Annotated in this window: 16 protein-coding genes; 9 read left to right on the top strand and 7 right to left on the bottom strand. The window is 65.0% G+C overall.

Going from position 1 to position 16,988, the window contains the following annotated elements; genetic code table 11:
* Window position 1 precedes the first annotated feature (1 nt).
* Window positions 2–277, top strand: a complete 276-nt coding sequence (locus G6N32_RS08470; protein WP_115319215.1) for a YciI family protein — start codon at window positions 2–4, stop codon at window positions 275–277.
* A 129-nt stretch (window positions 278–406) separates the two neighbouring features.
* The gene (locus tag G6N32_RS08465; protein ID WP_115319214.1) at window positions 407–1,459 is read left to right on the top strand and encodes an NAD(P)-dependent alcohol dehydrogenase; all 1,053 of its coding nucleotides are present in this window, start codon (window positions 407–409) and stop codon (window positions 1,457–1,459) included.
* 3 nt (window positions 1,460–1,462) lie between these two features.
* On the opposite strand, the gene G6N32_RS08460 is transcribed toward G6N32_RS08465, so the two are convergent.
* Entirely contained in the window at window positions 1,463–1,792 is a 330-nt protein-coding gene (locus G6N32_RS08460; protein ID WP_115319213.1) for a DUF3349 domain-containing protein, read from the bottom strand.
* A gap of 74 nt (window positions 1,793–1,866) precedes the next feature.
* The gene (locus tag G6N32_RS08455) at window positions 1,867–2,739 is read right to left on the bottom strand and encodes an alpha/beta fold hydrolase (protein WP_115319212.1); all 873 of its coding nucleotides are present in this window, start codon (window positions 2,737–2,739) and stop codon (window positions 1,867–1,869) included.
* Window positions 2,740–2,881: 142 nt separating this feature from the next.
* Here G6N32_RS08455 and G6N32_RS08450 point away from each other — a divergent pair, with 142 nt between their 5' ends.
* Window positions 2,882–3,727 (top strand): ABC transporter permease, encoded by an 846-nt coding sequence (locus G6N32_RS08450; protein WP_115319211.1) that lies wholly within the window; start codon window positions 2,882–2,884, stop codon window positions 3,725–3,727.
* A 5-nt stretch (window positions 3,728–3,732) separates the two neighbouring features.
* Here the strand turns inward: G6N32_RS08450 and G6N32_RS08445 are convergent, their stop codons facing one another.
* Window positions 3,733–4,344, bottom strand: a complete 612-nt coding sequence (locus G6N32_RS08445; protein ID WP_115319210.1) for a TetR/AcrR family transcriptional regulator — start codon at window positions 4,342–4,344, stop codon at window positions 3,733–3,735.
* Between the two features lie 131 nt (window positions 4,345–4,475).
* Between G6N32_RS08445 and G6N32_RS08440 the strand changes: the two genes are divergently transcribed.
* The 3 genes from G6N32_RS08440 to G6N32_RS08430 are packed head-to-tail and all read left to right on the top strand — an operon-like array spanning window position 4,476 to window position 7,817.
* A complete protein-coding gene (locus G6N32_RS08440; protein WP_115319209.1) occupies window positions 4,476–5,591 on the top strand; it encodes a DmpA family aminopeptidase in 1,116 nt (371 codons plus the stop codon).
* Complete coding sequence (locus G6N32_RS08435; protein ID WP_172507272.1) at window positions 5,588–7,006, top strand: APC family permease; 1,419 nt, start codon at window positions 5,588–5,590, stop codon at window positions 7,004–7,006. The genes G6N32_RS08440 and G6N32_RS08435 overlap by 4 nt, the downstream gene beginning before the upstream one ends.
* A 34-nt stretch (window positions 7,007–7,040) precedes the next feature.
* Entirely contained in the window at window positions 7,041–7,817 is a 777-nt protein-coding gene (locus G6N32_RS08430) for an SDR family oxidoreductase (RefSeq protein WP_115321013.1), read from the top strand.
* Window positions 7,818–7,880: 63 nt separating this feature from the next.
* Here G6N32_RS08430 and G6N32_RS08425 read toward each other — a convergent pair whose 3' ends face one another.
* The 3 genes from G6N32_RS08425 to G6N32_RS08415 form a co-directional block, all read right to left on the bottom strand.
* Complete coding sequence (locus G6N32_RS08425) at window positions 7,881–9,146, bottom strand: hypothetical protein (RefSeq protein ID WP_147292003.1); 1,266 nt, start codon at window positions 9,144–9,146, stop codon at window positions 7,881–7,883.
* A 6-nt stretch (window positions 9,147–9,152) separates the two neighbouring features.
* Window positions 9,153–9,995: an alpha/beta fold hydrolase gene (locus G6N32_RS08420; RefSeq protein WP_115319207.1), complete on the bottom strand. Its 843-nt coding sequence runs from the start codon at window positions 9,993–9,995 to the stop codon at window positions 9,153–9,155.
* 126 nt (window positions 9,996–10,121) lie between these two features.
* Window positions 10,122–12,905, bottom strand: coding sequence for a helix-turn-helix transcriptional regulator (locus G6N32_RS08415; RefSeq protein ID WP_163789201.1), 2,784 nt, complete (start codon window positions 12,903–12,905; stop codon window positions 10,122–10,124).
* Between the two features lie 378 nt (window positions 12,906–13,283).
* Here G6N32_RS08415 and G6N32_RS08410 point away from each other — a divergent pair, with 378 nt between their 5' ends.
* The 3 genes from G6N32_RS08410 to G6N32_RS08400 all read left to right on the top strand — a co-directional run bounded on the left by G6N32_RS08410 (window position 13,284) and on the right by G6N32_RS08400 (window position 15,869).
* Window positions 13,284–14,171: an alpha/beta fold hydrolase gene (locus tag G6N32_RS08410; RefSeq protein ID WP_115319205.1), complete on the top strand. Its 888-nt coding sequence runs from the start codon at window positions 13,284–13,286 to the stop codon at window positions 14,169–14,171.
* 430 nt (window positions 14,172–14,601) lie between these two features.
* Window positions 14,602–15,273 carry a cysteine hydrolase family protein gene (locus tag G6N32_RS08405; protein WP_115319204.1) on the top strand — a complete coding sequence of 224 codons (672 nt, stop codon included), beginning with the start codon at window positions 14,602–14,604 and terminating at the stop codon, window positions 15,271–15,273.
* A complete protein-coding gene (locus G6N32_RS08400) occupies window positions 15,270–15,869 on the top strand; it encodes a carbonic anhydrase (protein ID WP_115319203.1) in 600 nt (199 codons plus the stop codon). Before G6N32_RS08405 ends, G6N32_RS08400 begins: the two co-directional genes overlap by 4 nt.
* 3 nt (window positions 15,870–15,872) lie before the next feature.
* Here G6N32_RS08400 and nrdF read toward each other — a convergent pair whose 3' ends face one another.
* Window positions 15,873–16,847 carry a class 1b ribonucleoside-diphosphate reductase subunit beta gene (nrdF, locus tag G6N32_RS08395; RefSeq protein ID WP_115319202.1) on the bottom strand — a complete coding sequence of 325 codons (975 nt, stop codon included), beginning with the start codon at window positions 16,845–16,847 and terminating at the stop codon, window positions 15,873–15,875.
* Window positions 16,848–16,988 lie beyond the last annotated feature (141 nt).

Raw genomic sequence — 16,988 nt, 5'->3', positions numbered from 1 at the left:
CGTGTTCCACGTGCTGACGATCACCTATGAGAAGCCGCTCGACGTTGTCGACCAGACCCGGCCGGCCCATCTGGCGTTCCTGAACGACGAAATCGAGGCCGGGCGTCTGCTGCTCGCCGGGCGACTGGACACAGGTACCGGTGGCGTCCTGATCACCGCGGATATCAGCACCGAGGATGCCCAGAGCATCATCGACCGCGACCCGTACACGCTGGCGGGCGTGGTCAGCTATCAGCGGTTATCTTTTAACGGCGGGGTTCGCGCACCCGGGCTGTAAACCTCGTCACGTCGGGATTAGGCACCCGCCCTGCCGGGTTATGTCTGTTGGTCGCAACGTTGCGACCCAACTTGCACTCAAAACGCTGAATCACTCAGTGCTGCCCGAAACGCGATCAAAGAGGACACGATGAGCACAGTTACCGCGTATGCCGCCACGTCGGCAACCGAGCCCCTGACCAAGACGACCGTCACCCGCCGCGAGGTCGGCCCGAATGACGTCAAATTCGACATCCACTTCGCCGGGATCTGTCACTCCGACATCCACACGGTGCGCGGTGAATGGGGCGGCGTCCGTTACCCGCTGGTACCCGGACACGAAATCGCCGGTGTCGTAACCGAAGTCGGCTCGGATGTGACCAAGTACAAGGTCGGTGACCGGGTCGGCGTCGGCTGCTTCGTCGACTCCTGCCGCGAATGCGACAGCTGTAAGGCCGGCCTGCAGCAGTACTGCACCGGTTCAGGCATGGTCGGCACCTACGGCTCGGTGGGCCGCGACGGCCAGCCCACCGCCGGTGGCTACAGCGGCAACATCGTGGTCGACGAGAACTACGTGCTGCGCATCCCCGATTCGCTGTCGCTGGAGGCCGCCGCGCCGCTGATGTGCGCCGGCATCACCACCTTCTCCCCGCTGCGGCACTGGAATGCCGGTCCGGGCAAGCGAATTGCGGTCGTCGGCCTCGGTGGCCTCGGACACATGGGCGTCAAGCTCGGTGTCGCGATGGGTGCCGAGGTGACGGTGTTGTCGCAGTCGCTGAAGAAGATGGAAGACGGCCTGCGCCTGGGAGCCGGTGAGTACTACGCGACCAGCGATCCCGAGACGTTCAAAAAGCTGCGCAACTCTTTCGACCTGATCCTGAACACCGTGTCGGCCAACCTCGATCTGAGCGCCTACCTGAGCACCCTGCGGGTCGATGGCACGCTGGTCGAGCTGGGCATGCCCGAGCAGCCGATGGTGGTCCCGGCGCAGCCGCTGGTCAGCATGCGGCGCCACCTGTCGGGTTCGATGATCGGCGGCATCCCGGAGACCCAGGAGATGCTGGACTTCTGCGCCGAGAAGGGCATCGAGCCCGAAATCGAGCTGATCCAGCCGGATTACATCAACGAGGCCTACGAGCGCGTGCTCGTCAGCGACGTGCGGTACCGCTTCGTGATCGACACCGAATCGCTGCGGACCGCATAGCGATCACTCGCTGGCGGGGTCCTCGGACACACCGGCCAGCGGCCAACCGGCCGCGGCCAGTGTGGCCGCGACCCGCTTGACGTTGTCCGGCCCGGCATCGTGGTGACTGACGTCCTTGATAAATGCCGCGATCTCGTCCTCGTCGATGCCGCCCTCGAGAGCGGCCGAGTCCTTGGCGGTGATGTTGGCGACGACCTCTTTGATCTGCTCTTCGGTCAGCGGGGTCGAGCGCAACAAGGCCAGTAGCGGGACCCGGTCAGGACCAGGCACCCCGTTGGGGTAACCGGCCCGCAGCCAGTTCAGGATCGAGTTCAACAGCGACGTAGCGGTCACAGCGCTCAGTCTCTCGGTTAGCCCCGACCGGCGCCAGCACCGATGGGACAGTTCTCCCCCGGTTCACACCACGTTCACCGGTCGACGGCGTATTTCCCCAGGAATTGGACGACCGCATCGGCGAACAGGTCGTTGCGATCGCCGGCCACCATGTGGCCGGCGCCGGCGACGTCGACGAACTCGATCTGCGGGAAACGCGCGAGGAATTCGTCGGCGCGTTCCTGCGTGACGAGATCGCTCATCTGGCCGCGCACCAGCAGCATCGGGGTGCCGGCCGCCAGGATCGTTGCGACCGCGGCGTTGATGCGATCGACGTCGGTCACCTCGATGGGCGGGCGCGACGCGCTGCCGTCGATGAATTTCGGATCCCAGTGCCAGTACCAGCGGCCGTCGCGGTGACGCAGATTCGCGCGAAGGCCGTCGAGGTCGTCCGGGCGGCGGCGGTGCGGGTTGTACTCCTGAATCATGTCGGCCACCTCGTCGAGCGATGCGAAACCGGATTCCATGCGGTCGTACATGAATTGGTGGATCCGCGAAGCGCCCGACGGGTCCATGTTCGGGACGATGTCGACGAGAACGAGGGCGCGCAACGCCTCGGGGGCAATCTCACCGGCGAGCAGCATGCCGGTGAACCCACCCAGAGATGCGCCGACGAGCACCGGGCGCGGCGGCAGCCGCCGCAGGAGTTCCAGCACATCCCCGGCGAAGCTGACCACCCGGTAGTCACCGTCGGGCGACCAGTCGGACTCGCCGTGGCCACGCAGGTCGACAGTGACCGCCTGCCAGCCGCGGGCGGCCACCGCTGCGGCTGCCCGGCCCCAGGATCGACGGGTCTGGCCACCACCGTGCAGAAAAACGACCGCAGGCGCATCCGGCTCGCCGATGCGGTCGGCCGCAATGCGGATCCCGTCGACACCATCCGCGCTGAAGGGTTCGGGTGTGCTCACCCAACCAGCATCCGCGATGAAATCGCCAGCTCAAAGCACCAGTCCCAGCCGAATGAAGCCTTTGGACGTCGATAACCGGGACGAACGGCCCTACGGTCACGCCGCTACCGCGCGGACGTTGGACAGGTGATGCGGAACGTATATGACCCATAGGGCCGTCTTTCCCCGGCTGACCCGCGCGTTGGAGCGCCCGTGGTTCATCCTCGGCCGGATCGGCGATCAGGCGCTGTTCTACGCCAAAGCGATCGCGGGCATTCCGACCGCAGTGCGCTCGTACCGCATCGAGATCGTTCGCCTGATCGCCGAAATCAGCATGGGCGCGGGCGTCCTGGCGATGATCGGCGGCACCTTGGTGGTCGTCGGTTTTCTCACCGTCGCCACCGGCGGCACGCTGGCGGTCCAGGGATACAGCTCGCTGGGCAACATCGGCATCGAAGCGCTCACCGGTTTCCTGGCGGCATTCATCAACGTACGCATCTCGGCACCCGTCGTGGCGGGGATCGGTTTGGCCGCCACCTTCGGCGCGGGCGTCACCGCCCAACTGGGGGCGATGCGCGTCAACCAGGAGATCGATGCCCTTGAAGCGATGGCGATTCCGTCGCTGGTGTTCCTGGTCAGTACCAGGATCGTCGCGGGAATGGTGTCGATCGCGCCACTGTATGCGGTCGCGGTGATCCTGTCGTTCCTCGCCAGCCAATTCACCACCGTCGCACTGCTGGGACAGTCGGCGGGCCTCTACCAGCACTACTTCTCGACGTTCCTGAGCCCGATAGACCTGATGTGGTCGTTCGCCCAAGCCATCCTGATGGCGATGGCAATCCTGTTGATCCACACCTACTTTGGCTACTACGCATCCGGCGGACCCTCGGGCGTCGGCGTCGCGACGGGCGATGCGGTCCGGACCTCACTGGTGGTTCTGGTGTCCGTGACGTTGCTGATCTCGCTGGCGATCTACGGCAGCCAGGGCCGATTCAACCTGGCGGGCTGAGGTTCTCAGTCCAGCTGCGGGATCGACGCGTCGGTGGCGAGTTCGGCGTACCGCCGCATCAGCCGAAACGCTGTGGCGCGGTTGATCTCTGGATCCCGCGCGACGATGCGGTAACCGAAGTAGTCCTCCATGGACATCAGCGTCATCGCGATGTCGCGGGCCGAGTCGCTGAGGCGGAACGCCCCCGACCGGGCGCCCGCATCCAGCAGATCGGCGTAGAGACCGACCTGGCGGTGGTAGATCCCCTGCACGTCGCGACGGGTGTCGAGATCGAATCCGGCCGCCAGTACGGCCCGCCAGATGGCGCGCCACTCGGCATCTTCTGGACCGGCGGGCAGCCCCGCGGCGATCGTCTGGGCGAGCTGACGACAGGGATCGTCACTCTCGGTGCGCAACCGCAGCCGGTCATCGTAGAACCGGACGTCGGAGCGCAAGGCCAGCTCCGACAGCAGTTGCGTCATGTCCTTGAAGTAATACCGCACCGCGTTGGTGGTCAGGCCAAGCTCTGCGGCGACGTCGGAGAGCTTCAGGGTGGCCAGGTCATGGCGTTCGATCAGCGCGATGGCGGCATCCATGATGTCGCCGCGCCGTTCGACCTGCCGGTTCGGCCGTGCCATACCTGCGCCACTCCTGTCGTCGGGCTGGATGGATCCACCCCATTTTGCACTTCCTCTTGCGTGCTGCGTCACACCGGCGCATAGTTCTTTTCCAATCAGGAAAAAAACTATCGGTGAAGTGAGCGTGACCAATGCGGGCCAGAGACCTCGGCGTAGCCATCGGGGAACATCCCACCGGGCCGCACAACGCGATCACCGACGTCGCGGGCGTCCAGGTGGGGCACACCACGATCACCTCCGATGATCCGCACACCGTGCGCACCGGCGTCACAGTTGTCATCCCCCACGAACGCATTTGGACCGAGCCGGTGTTCGCGGGCGCGCACCGACTCAACGGCAGCGGCGAACTGACCGGCCTGGAATGGATCCGGGAGTCCGGCGAGCTCACCACCGCCATCGGCCTGACCAACACGCACAGCGTCGGCGTGGTTCGCGACGAACTCGTGGCAGCGCAGGTGCGCGCCCGCGGCGAGGGCGCGTACTGGTCGTTGCCCGTGGTAGGCGAGACCTACGACGGACTACTCAACGACATCAACGGCTTTCACGTACGTCCCGATCACGTGCGGTCCGCGCTGGACAGTGCCAGCGGTGAGCCACCCGCCGAAGGCAACGTCGGCGGCGGCACCGGCATGATCTGCCACGGCTTCAAAGGCGGCATCGGTACCGCCTCGAGGGTCACCGACACCGTGGCCGGGCGCTACACCGTCGGAGTCCTCGTGCAGGCGAATCATGGTCGACGCGAACGACTTCGGATCAACGGTGCGCCGGTCGGCGAGCGGATCGGCGCCACGGAGGTGCCGCTTCCCGAACTTCCCTCCCGCTACGAGCCCGGATCGGGCTCGATCATCGTCATCGTCGCCACCGACGCCCCATTGCTCCCCCACCAGTGCACCCGGGTGGCCCAGCGTTCCGCGCTGGCCGTCAGTCGACTCGGCGGCAGCGGCGAGCAGTACAGCGGGGACCTGATGCTGGCGTTCTCGACCGGCAACCGCGGCATCCCGCCCTACGCGTGGGACGAGGATACGGCGACCTCACGCCCGGAGATCCCGCTGCGGATGGTGGCGCCCCAGCTGATGACCCGCCTGTTCGACATGACCATCGAGGCGACGGAAGAGGCCATCGTCAACGCCATGGTCGCCGCCACCACCATGACCGGCCGCAACGGTTTCACCGTCCACGCCCTGGACCACGACCTACTTCGCCATGCGCTGTCCCCCACTGCCCCAACACTTCAGGAGATCTCGTGACCACACCCACCAAGGCCGAAGGGAGCCGCCTCAACGGGCGCCTCGGACCGATCGGCATCGTGTTCATGGTCGTCGCGGCGGCCGCACCACTGACCGTGATCGGCGGCAACATGCCGTTGGCGATGGGACTGGGCAACGGCGCGGGTGCGCCGATGGGATTCGTGATCGCCGCGCTGGTGCTCTTGGTTTTCAGCGTCGGGTTCGTCACCATGACGCCGTATGTACCCGAGGCCGGGGCGTTCTTCTCTTATGTGACAGTCGGACTCGGTGAACGGATGGGCAAGGGCATCGCGGTGGTCGCGTTGATCGCCTACACCGCGATCCAGGTAGGCATCTACGGCTACATCGGCTGGGCCATCAACGACACAGTCACGCACTACAACGGGCCGGTGATCCCGTGGCCGGTGTACTCGTTCGTCGTCCTGGCGATCGTCGCGGTACTCGGCTACCGGCACATCGAGTTGAGCGCCAAGGTGCTCGGTGTGGCACTGGCACTCGAAATCGGCATCGTCGTCATCCTGGACATCGTGATGGTCGCCAACCCCAGCCCGGCCGGTATCACGTTGAGCTCGTTCGATCCCGCCGTGTTCACCCACGGCACGCTGGGCATCGCCGTCCTGTTCGCGCTCACCGGATTCATCGGTTTCGAAGCCACCGCGGTGTTCCGCGACGAGGCCCGAGACCCCGAGCGCACCATCCCGCTCGCCACCTACGCCGCGGTCATCATCATCGGCGCGTTCTACGCCATCACCGTGTGGGCGTTCGTCGTCGCCCTCGGGCCCGACCAGGTGACGGCCACCGCGGAGAAAACCCTTGCCGGAGAGGGCAATATGCTGCTGGACACCGCCGGTGACATGCTGGGGACAATCGGGCGCGACATCGTCAACGTGCTGTTGTTGACCAGTCTGTTCGCCTGCGTGCTGTCCTTCCACAACGTGATCGCGCGCTACCAGTTCGTGCTGGCCGGAAAGGGTTTGCTCCCGGCCAGACTCGCCGACGTACACGACAACCACGAGTCACCGGCATTCTCGTCGGTGGTGCAGACCGTCACTGCCGCCATCATCGTCGGGGTGCTGGCGATCCTCGGAATCGATCCGCTGGTCGGGGTTTTCGGCTCGATGGCGGGCGTCGCGACAGTCGGCATGGTCGTACTGATGCTCACCACGTCGATCGCGGTATTGGCGTTCTTCCTGCGCGGGCGCGCCACCGGCCCACTGTGGACCACCCGTCTGGCGCCGGCACTCGCGGTGCTCGGATTGCTGGGAAGTCTGTGGCTGGTGCTGTCGAACTTCACGTTGGTCACCGGCGGTAGTGCCACCCTGAGCACCATCTTGGCCGCGATCCCCTTCGTCGGCCTGGTAGTCGGTGCGCTCGCGTGGCGGCCGTCGAAGTCGTTGGCACCGTCGAGGAACTGATCGGCGCGCAGCGACGAGTTCTATGTTGGACCGTATGTTCACAACCCCCGCGATCGACCCTTCTGAGTTCTCCGGCAAGCGCGCGATCGTCACGGGAGGTTCGCGCGGTATCGGCGCGGCCATCGTGCAACGGCTGCTCGACGGTGGCGCGACCGTTGTCACCACGGCGCGCAACCCCACCGACGAGACGCCGAAAGCCGCCACCTTCGTCCAGGGCGATATCAGCACGCTCGAGGGTGTGCACGCGTTCGCCGCGGCAGCGCTCGATGCATTGGGCGGCGTCGACATCGTGGTCAACAACGCGGCGGCGGCACGCGCTCACGTCGGTGGCATCTCAACGATCCCCGATGAGGAGTGGCTCGACGCCCTGGACCTCAACTATCTGTCCGCCGTCCGGGTCAACAATGCGCTGCTGCCCGCGCTGCGCGAGGCGGGGGCGGGCAGCGTGATCGTCAACATCTCATCGGGAGCAGCCCTGACTCCCGCACCGCCGTTGGCGCATTACGGCGCCGCCAAGGCCGCGCTCAACGCCTACGGCAAAGCACTGGCCACCGAGCTCGCGCCGATCGGAATCCGGGTGACCACGATCGTGCCCGGAAACGTGCTCACCCCGGGCGCCGACACGATTCGCCAGGACTTCGCCGACGCGATGGGCGTCTCGCTGAGCGACACCACCGCAGGCATCCCGCTGGGTCGCCCCGGGGACCCGCGAGACATCGCCGAGGCCGTCGCCTACCTCGCCTCGGATAGGGCGCAGTGGATCACCGGAACCAGCCTGACCGTCGACGGCGGCGAACTTCCGGGCATCTAGTCTCGCTGGGCTGCAGCGGTCTTGGGCGCTGACGCGCTTGGCATAACGATGATCGATCGGATCTCAGCCGAATCCGGGTATGGCTGAAAGCGTGGTCACGATCATCGTGGTCGACACCGCCATCGATACGACATTGCCGATGAACGGGTGAAAATCCGGAGGCAGCCGTCGAGCTACCGCCGCAGCGAATGGCGGCCCTATGACCGCACCAAGAACAGCCCCCACCACGATCGCCTGCACAGATCCGTGCGACGCGAGAACCGTTGCCGGAGCGATCGACACGACCGGAACGAACGTGGGATACCAGCCGTAGGTCGCCCACTGGCGATGCCACAGAGCGACGGCAACTGCGGCGGTTAGAGCCTGCGACGTCAACAATTCGGGCAGTAGAACCCCGACATTGCTTGCCATCGCGGGGTTAAGGAGATAACTGATCACGGTACCGGCGAGCAAACCGGCACTGGCCCATTCGTTACCGATGAACTGCGCATCGGTGAAATCGGCCAGGACCCGCCGCGAAAGCCAAAGCGGCCCCTGCCTAGTGGTGTCGACGAAGTGGTGCGGGGATCCCGCGCTGCAGCGCGGCACAACGACCGTGGGTACCCGCATCCACGGCAAGTGTCGGCAGAGCGCGAACGTCATCAGAGCGCTGATCGCCATGCCGGTGGTGGCTCCGACCACGGGAGGAAGACCGAGCGGGCGGCATCCAAAGTTCACCGCGAGCAGGGCGATAGGGGTGCTCAGCGCGGCGCCGAGGACCGCGCCGGTCAGCGCTACGGAGCGTCTACCCCCGTAGACCAGAACGACGGCCGGGGGCACCGACGCAAAGGGAACGAACGTGGGCTGCCACATGCCCGACACGGCGATCGTCCACCCCCACGCCGCGTTACTCAGGATCAGTCCCAAGGCACCGCTGCCCACAGCCCAGCCGAAGAGTCCGGTGCCGGAAGCGACCGGGAAACCCATCCAGCGCTTCCTCAACTTGAAGGCCTGCTGGGCGAGGTATCCGCCGAGCAGCATCATTGCACCGGCCAGGGCGGAGTGGGCGTAGCCAGGTTCGGTGGTGTCACCCAGGACCCAGGCAAACCATGTTGCGACGTCCGAGTAGCTGCCGTGCCATCCGGTGTAGCTGGGCATCATCACTGGTAGCGACGGCTGAATCCTGGCCAGGACGACTAGCACTATCGCCGCGGTGCCGGCTATCAGCGCCGCCGTCATCCACAGCGTGAACCCCGAAGCACGTTCCCGCGCTACGGGATCGGGCTGGACGGGACGGGCCGGCGGGCTGGCCACGTCTCTGTTGTGGCTGGGCGGAGGCAAACTACTCATCGCGGATCATCGGGCTAGAAACGCCAGCAATTCGTGGTTCACGTCCTCGGCGTAGGTCCACAACAGACCGTGGGGTGCTCCGAGAATCTCGACGTATTCAGCGCGGGGAAGAAGCGCGCGCAACGGACGCGCGGTGGCGTCGATCGGCAGGATCCGGTCGTGGGTCCCGTGGACGATCAACACGCCGATGTCGTATCCGGCGATCTTCGCGACGTCGGCCCGAAAGTCGGTAGTCCAGGTGATCACCGCGGCGACCGATGCATACGCTGACCCCGAACATGCTGCCTGCCAAGAGCTTTTGATGACATCGTCGCTGATGCGGATTCCGAGAGTCTCGTCGGTGTTGTAGACGTCGGCATAGAACCGATGAAGGAACTCGTGGCGGTCTTTGACCGCGGCGGCCAAGGCGGAGGCGAAGACCGCGCCGTCGAGACCGGCCGGGTTGGTGTCAGTTCGCAGCAGGTAAGGCTCCAAAGCGGCGATGAAGACCGCCTTGTCGATCCTGGCCGGCCCATAGGTGCCCAGGTAGCGGCCGATTTCCCCGGTGCCCATGGAGAACCCGGCCAGGACGACATCGGTGACGTCGAGGACCTCCAGCAATGTGTTGAGGTCAGCGGCGAACGTGTCGTAGTCATAGCCGACGGTGGCGCGCCCGGAGCGGCCGAATCCGCGCCGGTCGTAGGTGATCACGCGGTATCCGGCGGCCAACAATGCAGGAACCTGCTTCTCCCAGGCATGCCCGTCGAGTGGGTAGCCGTCGATCAAGACGACGGGCTGACCGTTGCCGTGGTCCTCGTAGTAGAGGTCGATGTCGGTAGTGTTCTCGACGTCAACAGAGATGAAGGGCATGGCGATCGCCTTTCAGCACGATGAGGGGTCCCGGGCCGCCGGCCGCGCGCAGAGCACGGCGTTCGGTCAGCACAGCACAGCGCCGCCATTGACGAATCCTGGGAGAACCCCAGTCGGTCACTCCGGTTACTGCGACGTGATGCCGCCGGGATCCCCATCCGGGCCCTCGGCAAGGGCCGACGCGAGTTGGCGGCGCGACGTCACGCCGAGTTTTCGAAACACCTTGCTGAGGTGGTATTCCACGGTGGACGTCGTGATGAACAGTCGACTGGCGATCTCGGCGTTGGTCGCACCGGCGCCGGCTTGGCGTGCCACTTGTGCCTCTTGCGGTGTCAGGCCGAACGGGTTGTCTGCGCGCAGCGCATCAGCCGTCGCCTGGCCGGCGGCGCGCCGCTCAGCACCCGTGCGGCCGGCGAACGCGGTGGCTCCCATCGCGGTGAACATGTCATAGGCCGTACGCAGCTGCGTCTGTGCGTCGCGGCGACGCTTCCTACGGCGCAGCCACTCACCGTAAAGCAGATGCGCACGGGCGAGTTCGGTGCGCACCGCGGTCCTGGCCAAATGGTCGATGGCCTCCAGGTAGTACATCTCGGCATCAGCGTCTGCGGCCATCAATGCCCGGGACCTCGCCAACAGACCTAGTGCCCACGGGGTGCCCGCGGCGGTCGCGCGTTCGGTCAGCCGCGTCAGCGCCACCTCAGCGGCGCCGCGGTCTCCGCCACGTACGCCGGCCTCGACGACCTCGGGCAGCACCCGGTTCCCGAAGCCTGGCGGATCATCGTGGAATATCTGCAAGCCCCATCTGAGAGCTTCCGGATACCGGGCCAGTCCGAGTTCCAGGACGGTCAGACCCATCAGCGCGAAGATCTCGAGAATCGAGGCGCCCTTCTGACGACCCCAGTCCGCGGTCGAAGATGCCACCGCGCGGCTCTCGCTTTCGCGCCCCTGCCAGGCGCGCACTTCCAACAACACCCCCGTCGTCGCCGGCGGCGGCACCCCGATCAGCGCCGAGATCTCGGCGGCCTCGCCGTAGCTGTTCTCGGCATCGTTCATTTCCCCTGCCCAAGCCTGGCTTGTCGAGAGCCCGGCCAGGGTAATCCGCATCGCCCCGAGGGCTCCTTGGCGGCGCTCGATGGCTTCGGCGCGTTCGAACATCGCGCGACGTCCCTGCTCATCCCACACGTCGTCGGCAGCGAACCAACCCAGAATCGTCGACGGGATATCGACGCGGGTGGCGGTCTCGTCGGTGAACATCATCGCCACCGCACCTCGCAGCAACGGGACCGCATCGGCATACCCGCTAGCGATTCGAGTGGCGAAACCATCCAGCAGCAGATCGTTGCCGCTGGCCGGGCGACGCGGGTCGCGGGCGACACCCAGCACCGCATGCGCCACCGCTTCGAGGGTCGTGCCGGCCGTGTATTGGCGGGCGACGATCGCGGCCTGCATGGCATCAAACAGAATCTGCCGAACCAGCGAGATGTCGGCTGGTTCGACCCTCGTCGCCGCATCCAACAGAATGGCGGGGGCGTCTTTGTGCCGAGAGAAGAACACCGAGATCGCTGCACGTAGTCGTTGCACCGCGACATGCATGCCGGCGTTGTCGAGTCCCGGCGTTGCCAAATCCAGTAAAGCCTCGGCCAATAGGCCGTCACCGGCCGCCAGATAGGCATGCGCGGCAGCGAGATACCGCAGCGCACGGTCTTGGGAATCGGGTGATAATTCAGCCGCGCGCGTCAAGAACGCGGCCTGCATGGTGTAGCCACCCCGCCGCTGCGCACGCGCCGCCGAAGCCTGCAGGTCAGCGGCGATCGTCTCCTCGGGCGTCGTCACGGCGGCCGCCCGGTGCCAGGCAGCCCGGTCGTCTTCGCCGTCACGGTTTGCCACCGTGGCCAGCGCGTCATGCACCCGTTGGCGCTCCTCGGACGTCGCGCCGTCGTACACCGCCGAGCGGATTAGGGGGTGTCGGAATGCGATGCGCGGCTCCAACGACACGATCCCTTGCTGCACAGCGTGATTGGCGGCCGACGCGGCGACGCCCAGCAACGCACTAGCTCGCCACACTGTCGATGGCTCATCGTCGACGCAAGCCGCGGCGACGAGCAGAACGGTGCGTGCCTCCGACGACAGGGTGGCTACCTGTGCCAGAAAGTGGACGTCGACCCGACGTCCGACCGGCAGACGCCGCGGCAATGGAAACCGCCCGGCCAACTGTTCGGCGCTGAGTTCCCCCACCAGCTCCAGCATCGCCAGTGGGTTGCCGCCGGTCTCGTCGATCACCCGCGCTGACACTCGCGGATCCAGTGGCCCCGACACGGCTTCGTCGAGCAGGGTGTGGGCCGACGCCGGATCCAGCGCAGCGATCCGCCGTATCGGCATCCCGTCCAACGCTGTCAGGTCTCCGGCGTGCTCTCTGGCGCTGAACACCATGCCGATGGGGTCGGCGTACAGCCGGCGCGCGATGAAACCCAGCACCGCCAACGATTCCTGGTCCAGCCACTGGGCATCGTCGATCAGCAAGAGGACGGGACGGTCCGCAGCGACGTCGGACAGCAGCGCCATTGCGGCCAGGCTCACCATAAGACGGCTCGGCGGCGGCCCCGCAGTGAGCCCGAAAGTCACCTCAAGCGCATTGCGGTGCGGGCCGGCCAGGTTGTCCAAACGATTGAGATGGGGCAGGACGAGCCGGTGCAGTGCGGCGAAGCCCAGCCGCAACTCCGATTGCGCTCCGGCAATCCAGCCGATCGTCGCATCGGTCGCCGAGCCCGCCATGTACTGCAACAAGCGGGTCTTGCCGACGCCGGGTTCACCGGTGAACACCAGCGAACCGCTGAAGCCGGCGCGGACATCGGTCACGAGCTTGTCGAGTATCGCGCACTCCGCGGCCCGCCCGAGGAGGGCATGGTTCACGCCGGCAGCGTTCGTCCGATAACCGGTCAAGCGCCCCTCCATGTATCGCCAGTGCGCACAAATGACACAGCCCACGCCGACACTGTCATGTAGTGAGTACAGACAATAGATCTGACCAGCGCATTCTGACAGCAATGCGCCGACTTCGTGTTCTCGAAATCCGTCATCTCGGGGGCACCGATTTCGTGCCGGACGCGAATCAGTCAAAACCCCATTCGCCGCGGACTCCGATCGCCGAATCACTGGGGTTCATCCCGGATTCGCGAAGGCCTGCTTCCGTGGTCGGCTACTGCGGGTCGGCGGCGCCGACACGCACACCCCGCCCACTGCCCTGTCGACCCCGAGCCCGGAACGACAGCTTCCGAATAGGTGACGTCCATGAGTGCTTTTGCCACCCGGTACAACACGGCGACGATCGAAGGACTCGAGGTGTTCTACCGCGAGGCCGGCGACCCGCACAACCCCACATTGCTGCTACTGCACGGCTTTCCGTCCAGTTCCCACATGTTCCGCAACCTGATCAATTCCCTGGCCGACGAGTACCACCTCGTCGCCCCGGATCACATCGGCTTCGGGCGCTCAGCCATGCCCACCACTACACAATTCACGTACAGCTTCGACCGTCTCACCGAAATCACCGAAGGCCTGATCGAACACCTCGGCCTCGACCGGTTCGCCCTCTACATTCACGACTACGGCGCCCCCATCGGCCTTCGCATCGCCAGCCGCCGCCCCGAACGGATCACCGCCCTGATCACCCAGAGCGGCAACGCCTACCTCGAAGGCTTCACCCCGTTCTGGGACATCCTGTTCGCCCACGCCAAGGATCGCGCCGCCAACGAGGAAGGCGTGCGCGAAAAGTTCACGCCCGAAACCACATACTGGCAGTACACCAACGGCGTACCTGCAGATCGGCTCAACAGGATCGCCCCCGAGACCTGGCAGCTCGATCAACTCGGCCTGGATCGTAAAGACAACGACGCCATCCAGTTGCAGCTTTTCTGGGACTATCAGTTCAACCTCGACGGCTATCCCGCGTTCCAGGAGTACTTCCGCACCCACCAGCCGCCCCTGCTCGTCACCTGGGGCAAGAACGACGAGATCTTCGGAGCCGCCGGCGCAGAAGCGTTCCGCCGAGACTTCCCCAACGGCGAGTTTCACCTACTCGACACCGGACACTTCGCGCTGGAGACCCATGGTGAGGAGATCAGCGAGTACATCCGCGACTTCATGCCGCGCGCATTGGCCACCAAGCCGTCGAACTGAACCGACCGCGCCACCGGCCCATCGTCATGCCGATGCGCCGGCTCGACCGGCCCGACGAAATCGCCTCCGCGGTAGCACTTCTCGCCTCCGGGTCAAGCAGGGCCATACCCGCGATAGCTCGAGAAGAGAGCATGGCAGCGATCAACACCACCGCAGACAACGATCCGGAAGTCTGTAGATGACAAAGCCGGTGGAGTTTGCGCATCGTGCAGATCCTCACCGAAATCCCGTTCGGAGTCGAATCCGGCTGGCACACGGACCCTGGCGAAGAAGTCGGCTACATCCTGGCGGGACCGTCAGCATGAAATTCCGCGACCAAGCTACGCTGACCGACATCGGGAAGGTGCTCTCGACCTACATCGTCGATCCCAGCCAACCTCTTGCGACATTCACCGAATAGCTCTGTCGCGCAGGCAAAAGGAGACTCTCGTTGGAGTACAACAGCGATGACACTGCAGTTGTCATCATCGATCCGCAGAACGACGTCCTGAGTCCGACCGGAAAAAACTGGGATGCAGTCGGGGCCAGCGTGACCGAGAACAACACGGTCCAGCACCTGATTGACATCCTTGCTGCCGCCAAGGCCGCGGGTTTCGGCGTGTTCATCTCGCCGCACTACTTCTGCCCCACCGACAGCACATGGCTATTCAACGGCCCACTCGAATCAGATGAGTTCCGCACCCACACCTTCGCCCGCACCGGCGCGCTCACGCTGGAAGCATTCATCGGGTCCGGCGCCGACTGGCTCGACGAATTCAAAACGTACATCGAAGACGGCGAAACGATTGTCGCGAGCCCGCACAAGGTGTGGAGTCCGCAATCGAATGACCTGATCCTGCAACTGCGTAAGCGCGGTATCGCCAAGGTCATCCTGTGCGGCATGTTGGCGAACATGTGCGTTGAGTCGCACCTGCGGGACCTGTTGGAGAACGGCTTCGAGGTGACTGTCGTCCGCGACGCCACGGCCGGTCCCCGGCACCCCATCCGCGGAGACGGCTACCAAGCGGCACTGATCAACTACGCGTTTCTCGCCCACGCCGTTGCCACCACTGCCGACGTCGTGACCATCATGACGAAATCGGCCGAGAAGGCAGACATATGACAACCACCCCCGAGCCAACCGATTTGGACGCCTTCGTCTACTCACGGCAGCCGGGCTATGACGAAACGGCAACGCGCGCCGCGTTCGCCGGCGCAGTCCCGTTGAGGACCATCGTCATCTTTTGCTATGACCCCCGTGCGGCCGCCATCCCCACCCAGCTTGCTGAGCTGTGGCCAGACGAGATCTACCCGGGGGACCTCATCCTCGACGACCACGGCAATAAAGTCGGCAGCACCGCGACCATCTTTCCCATCGTCGTCGCCGGGGGCCGTGCAACCGACGCCTTGCGCTCGATCACCATTGGCCACCACCTCTTCGGACTACAAAGAGTGGTCGTCGTGCATCACACGAACTGTGGGACGAGCAGCTTCACGCCGCGAGGCCTACTCGAGGCGTACCGCACCGAAGAAGGTATAGACCTCTCCAACATGTACAGCTCAGACAGCCTCGCGATTGGCCACCTCGAGACCTCCCTTAGCTACGACGTCAACTTGCTCCGAAGATCACCGGGCATTCCCGCATCGGTGGAGATCATCGGCATGGTGTTCGACATCGACCGCAACGAATTCACGGTGCTGACTCCCCCGGGAGGCTGAAAGCTAGAAGTTCCAGTCCTCGTCTTCGGTGACGACGGCCTTGCCGATCACGTAGCTCGACCCCGACCCGGAGAAGAAGTCGTGGTTCTCGTCGGCGTTCGGCGACAGCGCCGACAGGATGGCCGGGTTCACCTCGGTCTCGTCGCGCGGGAACAGCGCCTCGAAGCCCATGTTCATCAACGCCTTGTTGGCGTTGTAGCGCAGGTACTTCTTGACGTCCTCGGTCAGCCCGACCGAGTCGTAAAGGTCTTGCGTGTACTCAATCTCGTTCTCGTACAACGCGAAGAGCAGTTCGTAGGCGTAGTCCTTCAGGTCCTGCTTGCGCTCGTCGGTCTGGACCGCGTAGCCCTTCTGGAACTTGTAGCCGATGTAGTACGCGTGCACGGCCTCGTCGCGGATGATCAGCCGGATCAGGTCGGCGGTGTTGGTGAGCTTGGCCCGGCTCGACCAGTACATCGGCAGGTAAAAGCCGGAGTAGAACAGGAACGCTTCGAGGAAGACCGAGGCGATCTTGCGCTTGAGCGGATCGTCACCGCGGTAGTAGTCGAGGATGATCTGCGCTTTGCGCTGGAGGTTGACGTTCTCCTCCGACCAGCGGAAGGCCTCGTCGATCTCGGTGGTCGAGCACAGCGTGGAGAAGATCGAGCTGTAGCTCTTGGCGTGCACCGACTCCATGAACGTGATGTTGGTCAGCACCGCTTCTTCATGCGGGGTCAGCGCATCCGGGATCATGCTGACCGAGCCGACCGTGCTCTGGATGGTGTCCAGCAGCGTCAGGCCGGTGAAGACGCGCATGGTGAGCTGCTTCTCATCGGCGGTCAACGTGCCCCACGACGGGATGTCGTTGGACACCGGCACCTTCTCGGGCAACCAGAAGTTACCGGTCAAGCGATCCCAGACTTCCGCGTCCTTCTCGTCAATGACACGGTTCCAGTTGATCGCCGTCGCCCGGTCGATCAGCTTCGTTCCATCGCTCACCGAAACCCCACTTCACCACGCTGTTTGCCCCGTTTCCGGCTGACGACCAAACACTACCCCTGGGGTGTGACAACGCGCCGCAACACAACAACTTGTGTTGCGACGGGACCGAACCCACAGGTCCGACGCGCGCCGCGACGA

Origin of the sequence: Mycolicibacterium aichiense, assembly GCF_010726245.1 — a bacterium.
Lineage (GTDB): Bacteria > Actinomycetota > Actinomycetes > Mycobacteriales > Mycobacteriaceae > Mycobacterium > Mycobacterium aichiense.
Note: the sequence above shows the minus strand (reverse complement) of the source record. Positions and strands in the feature narration are given on the sequence as shown.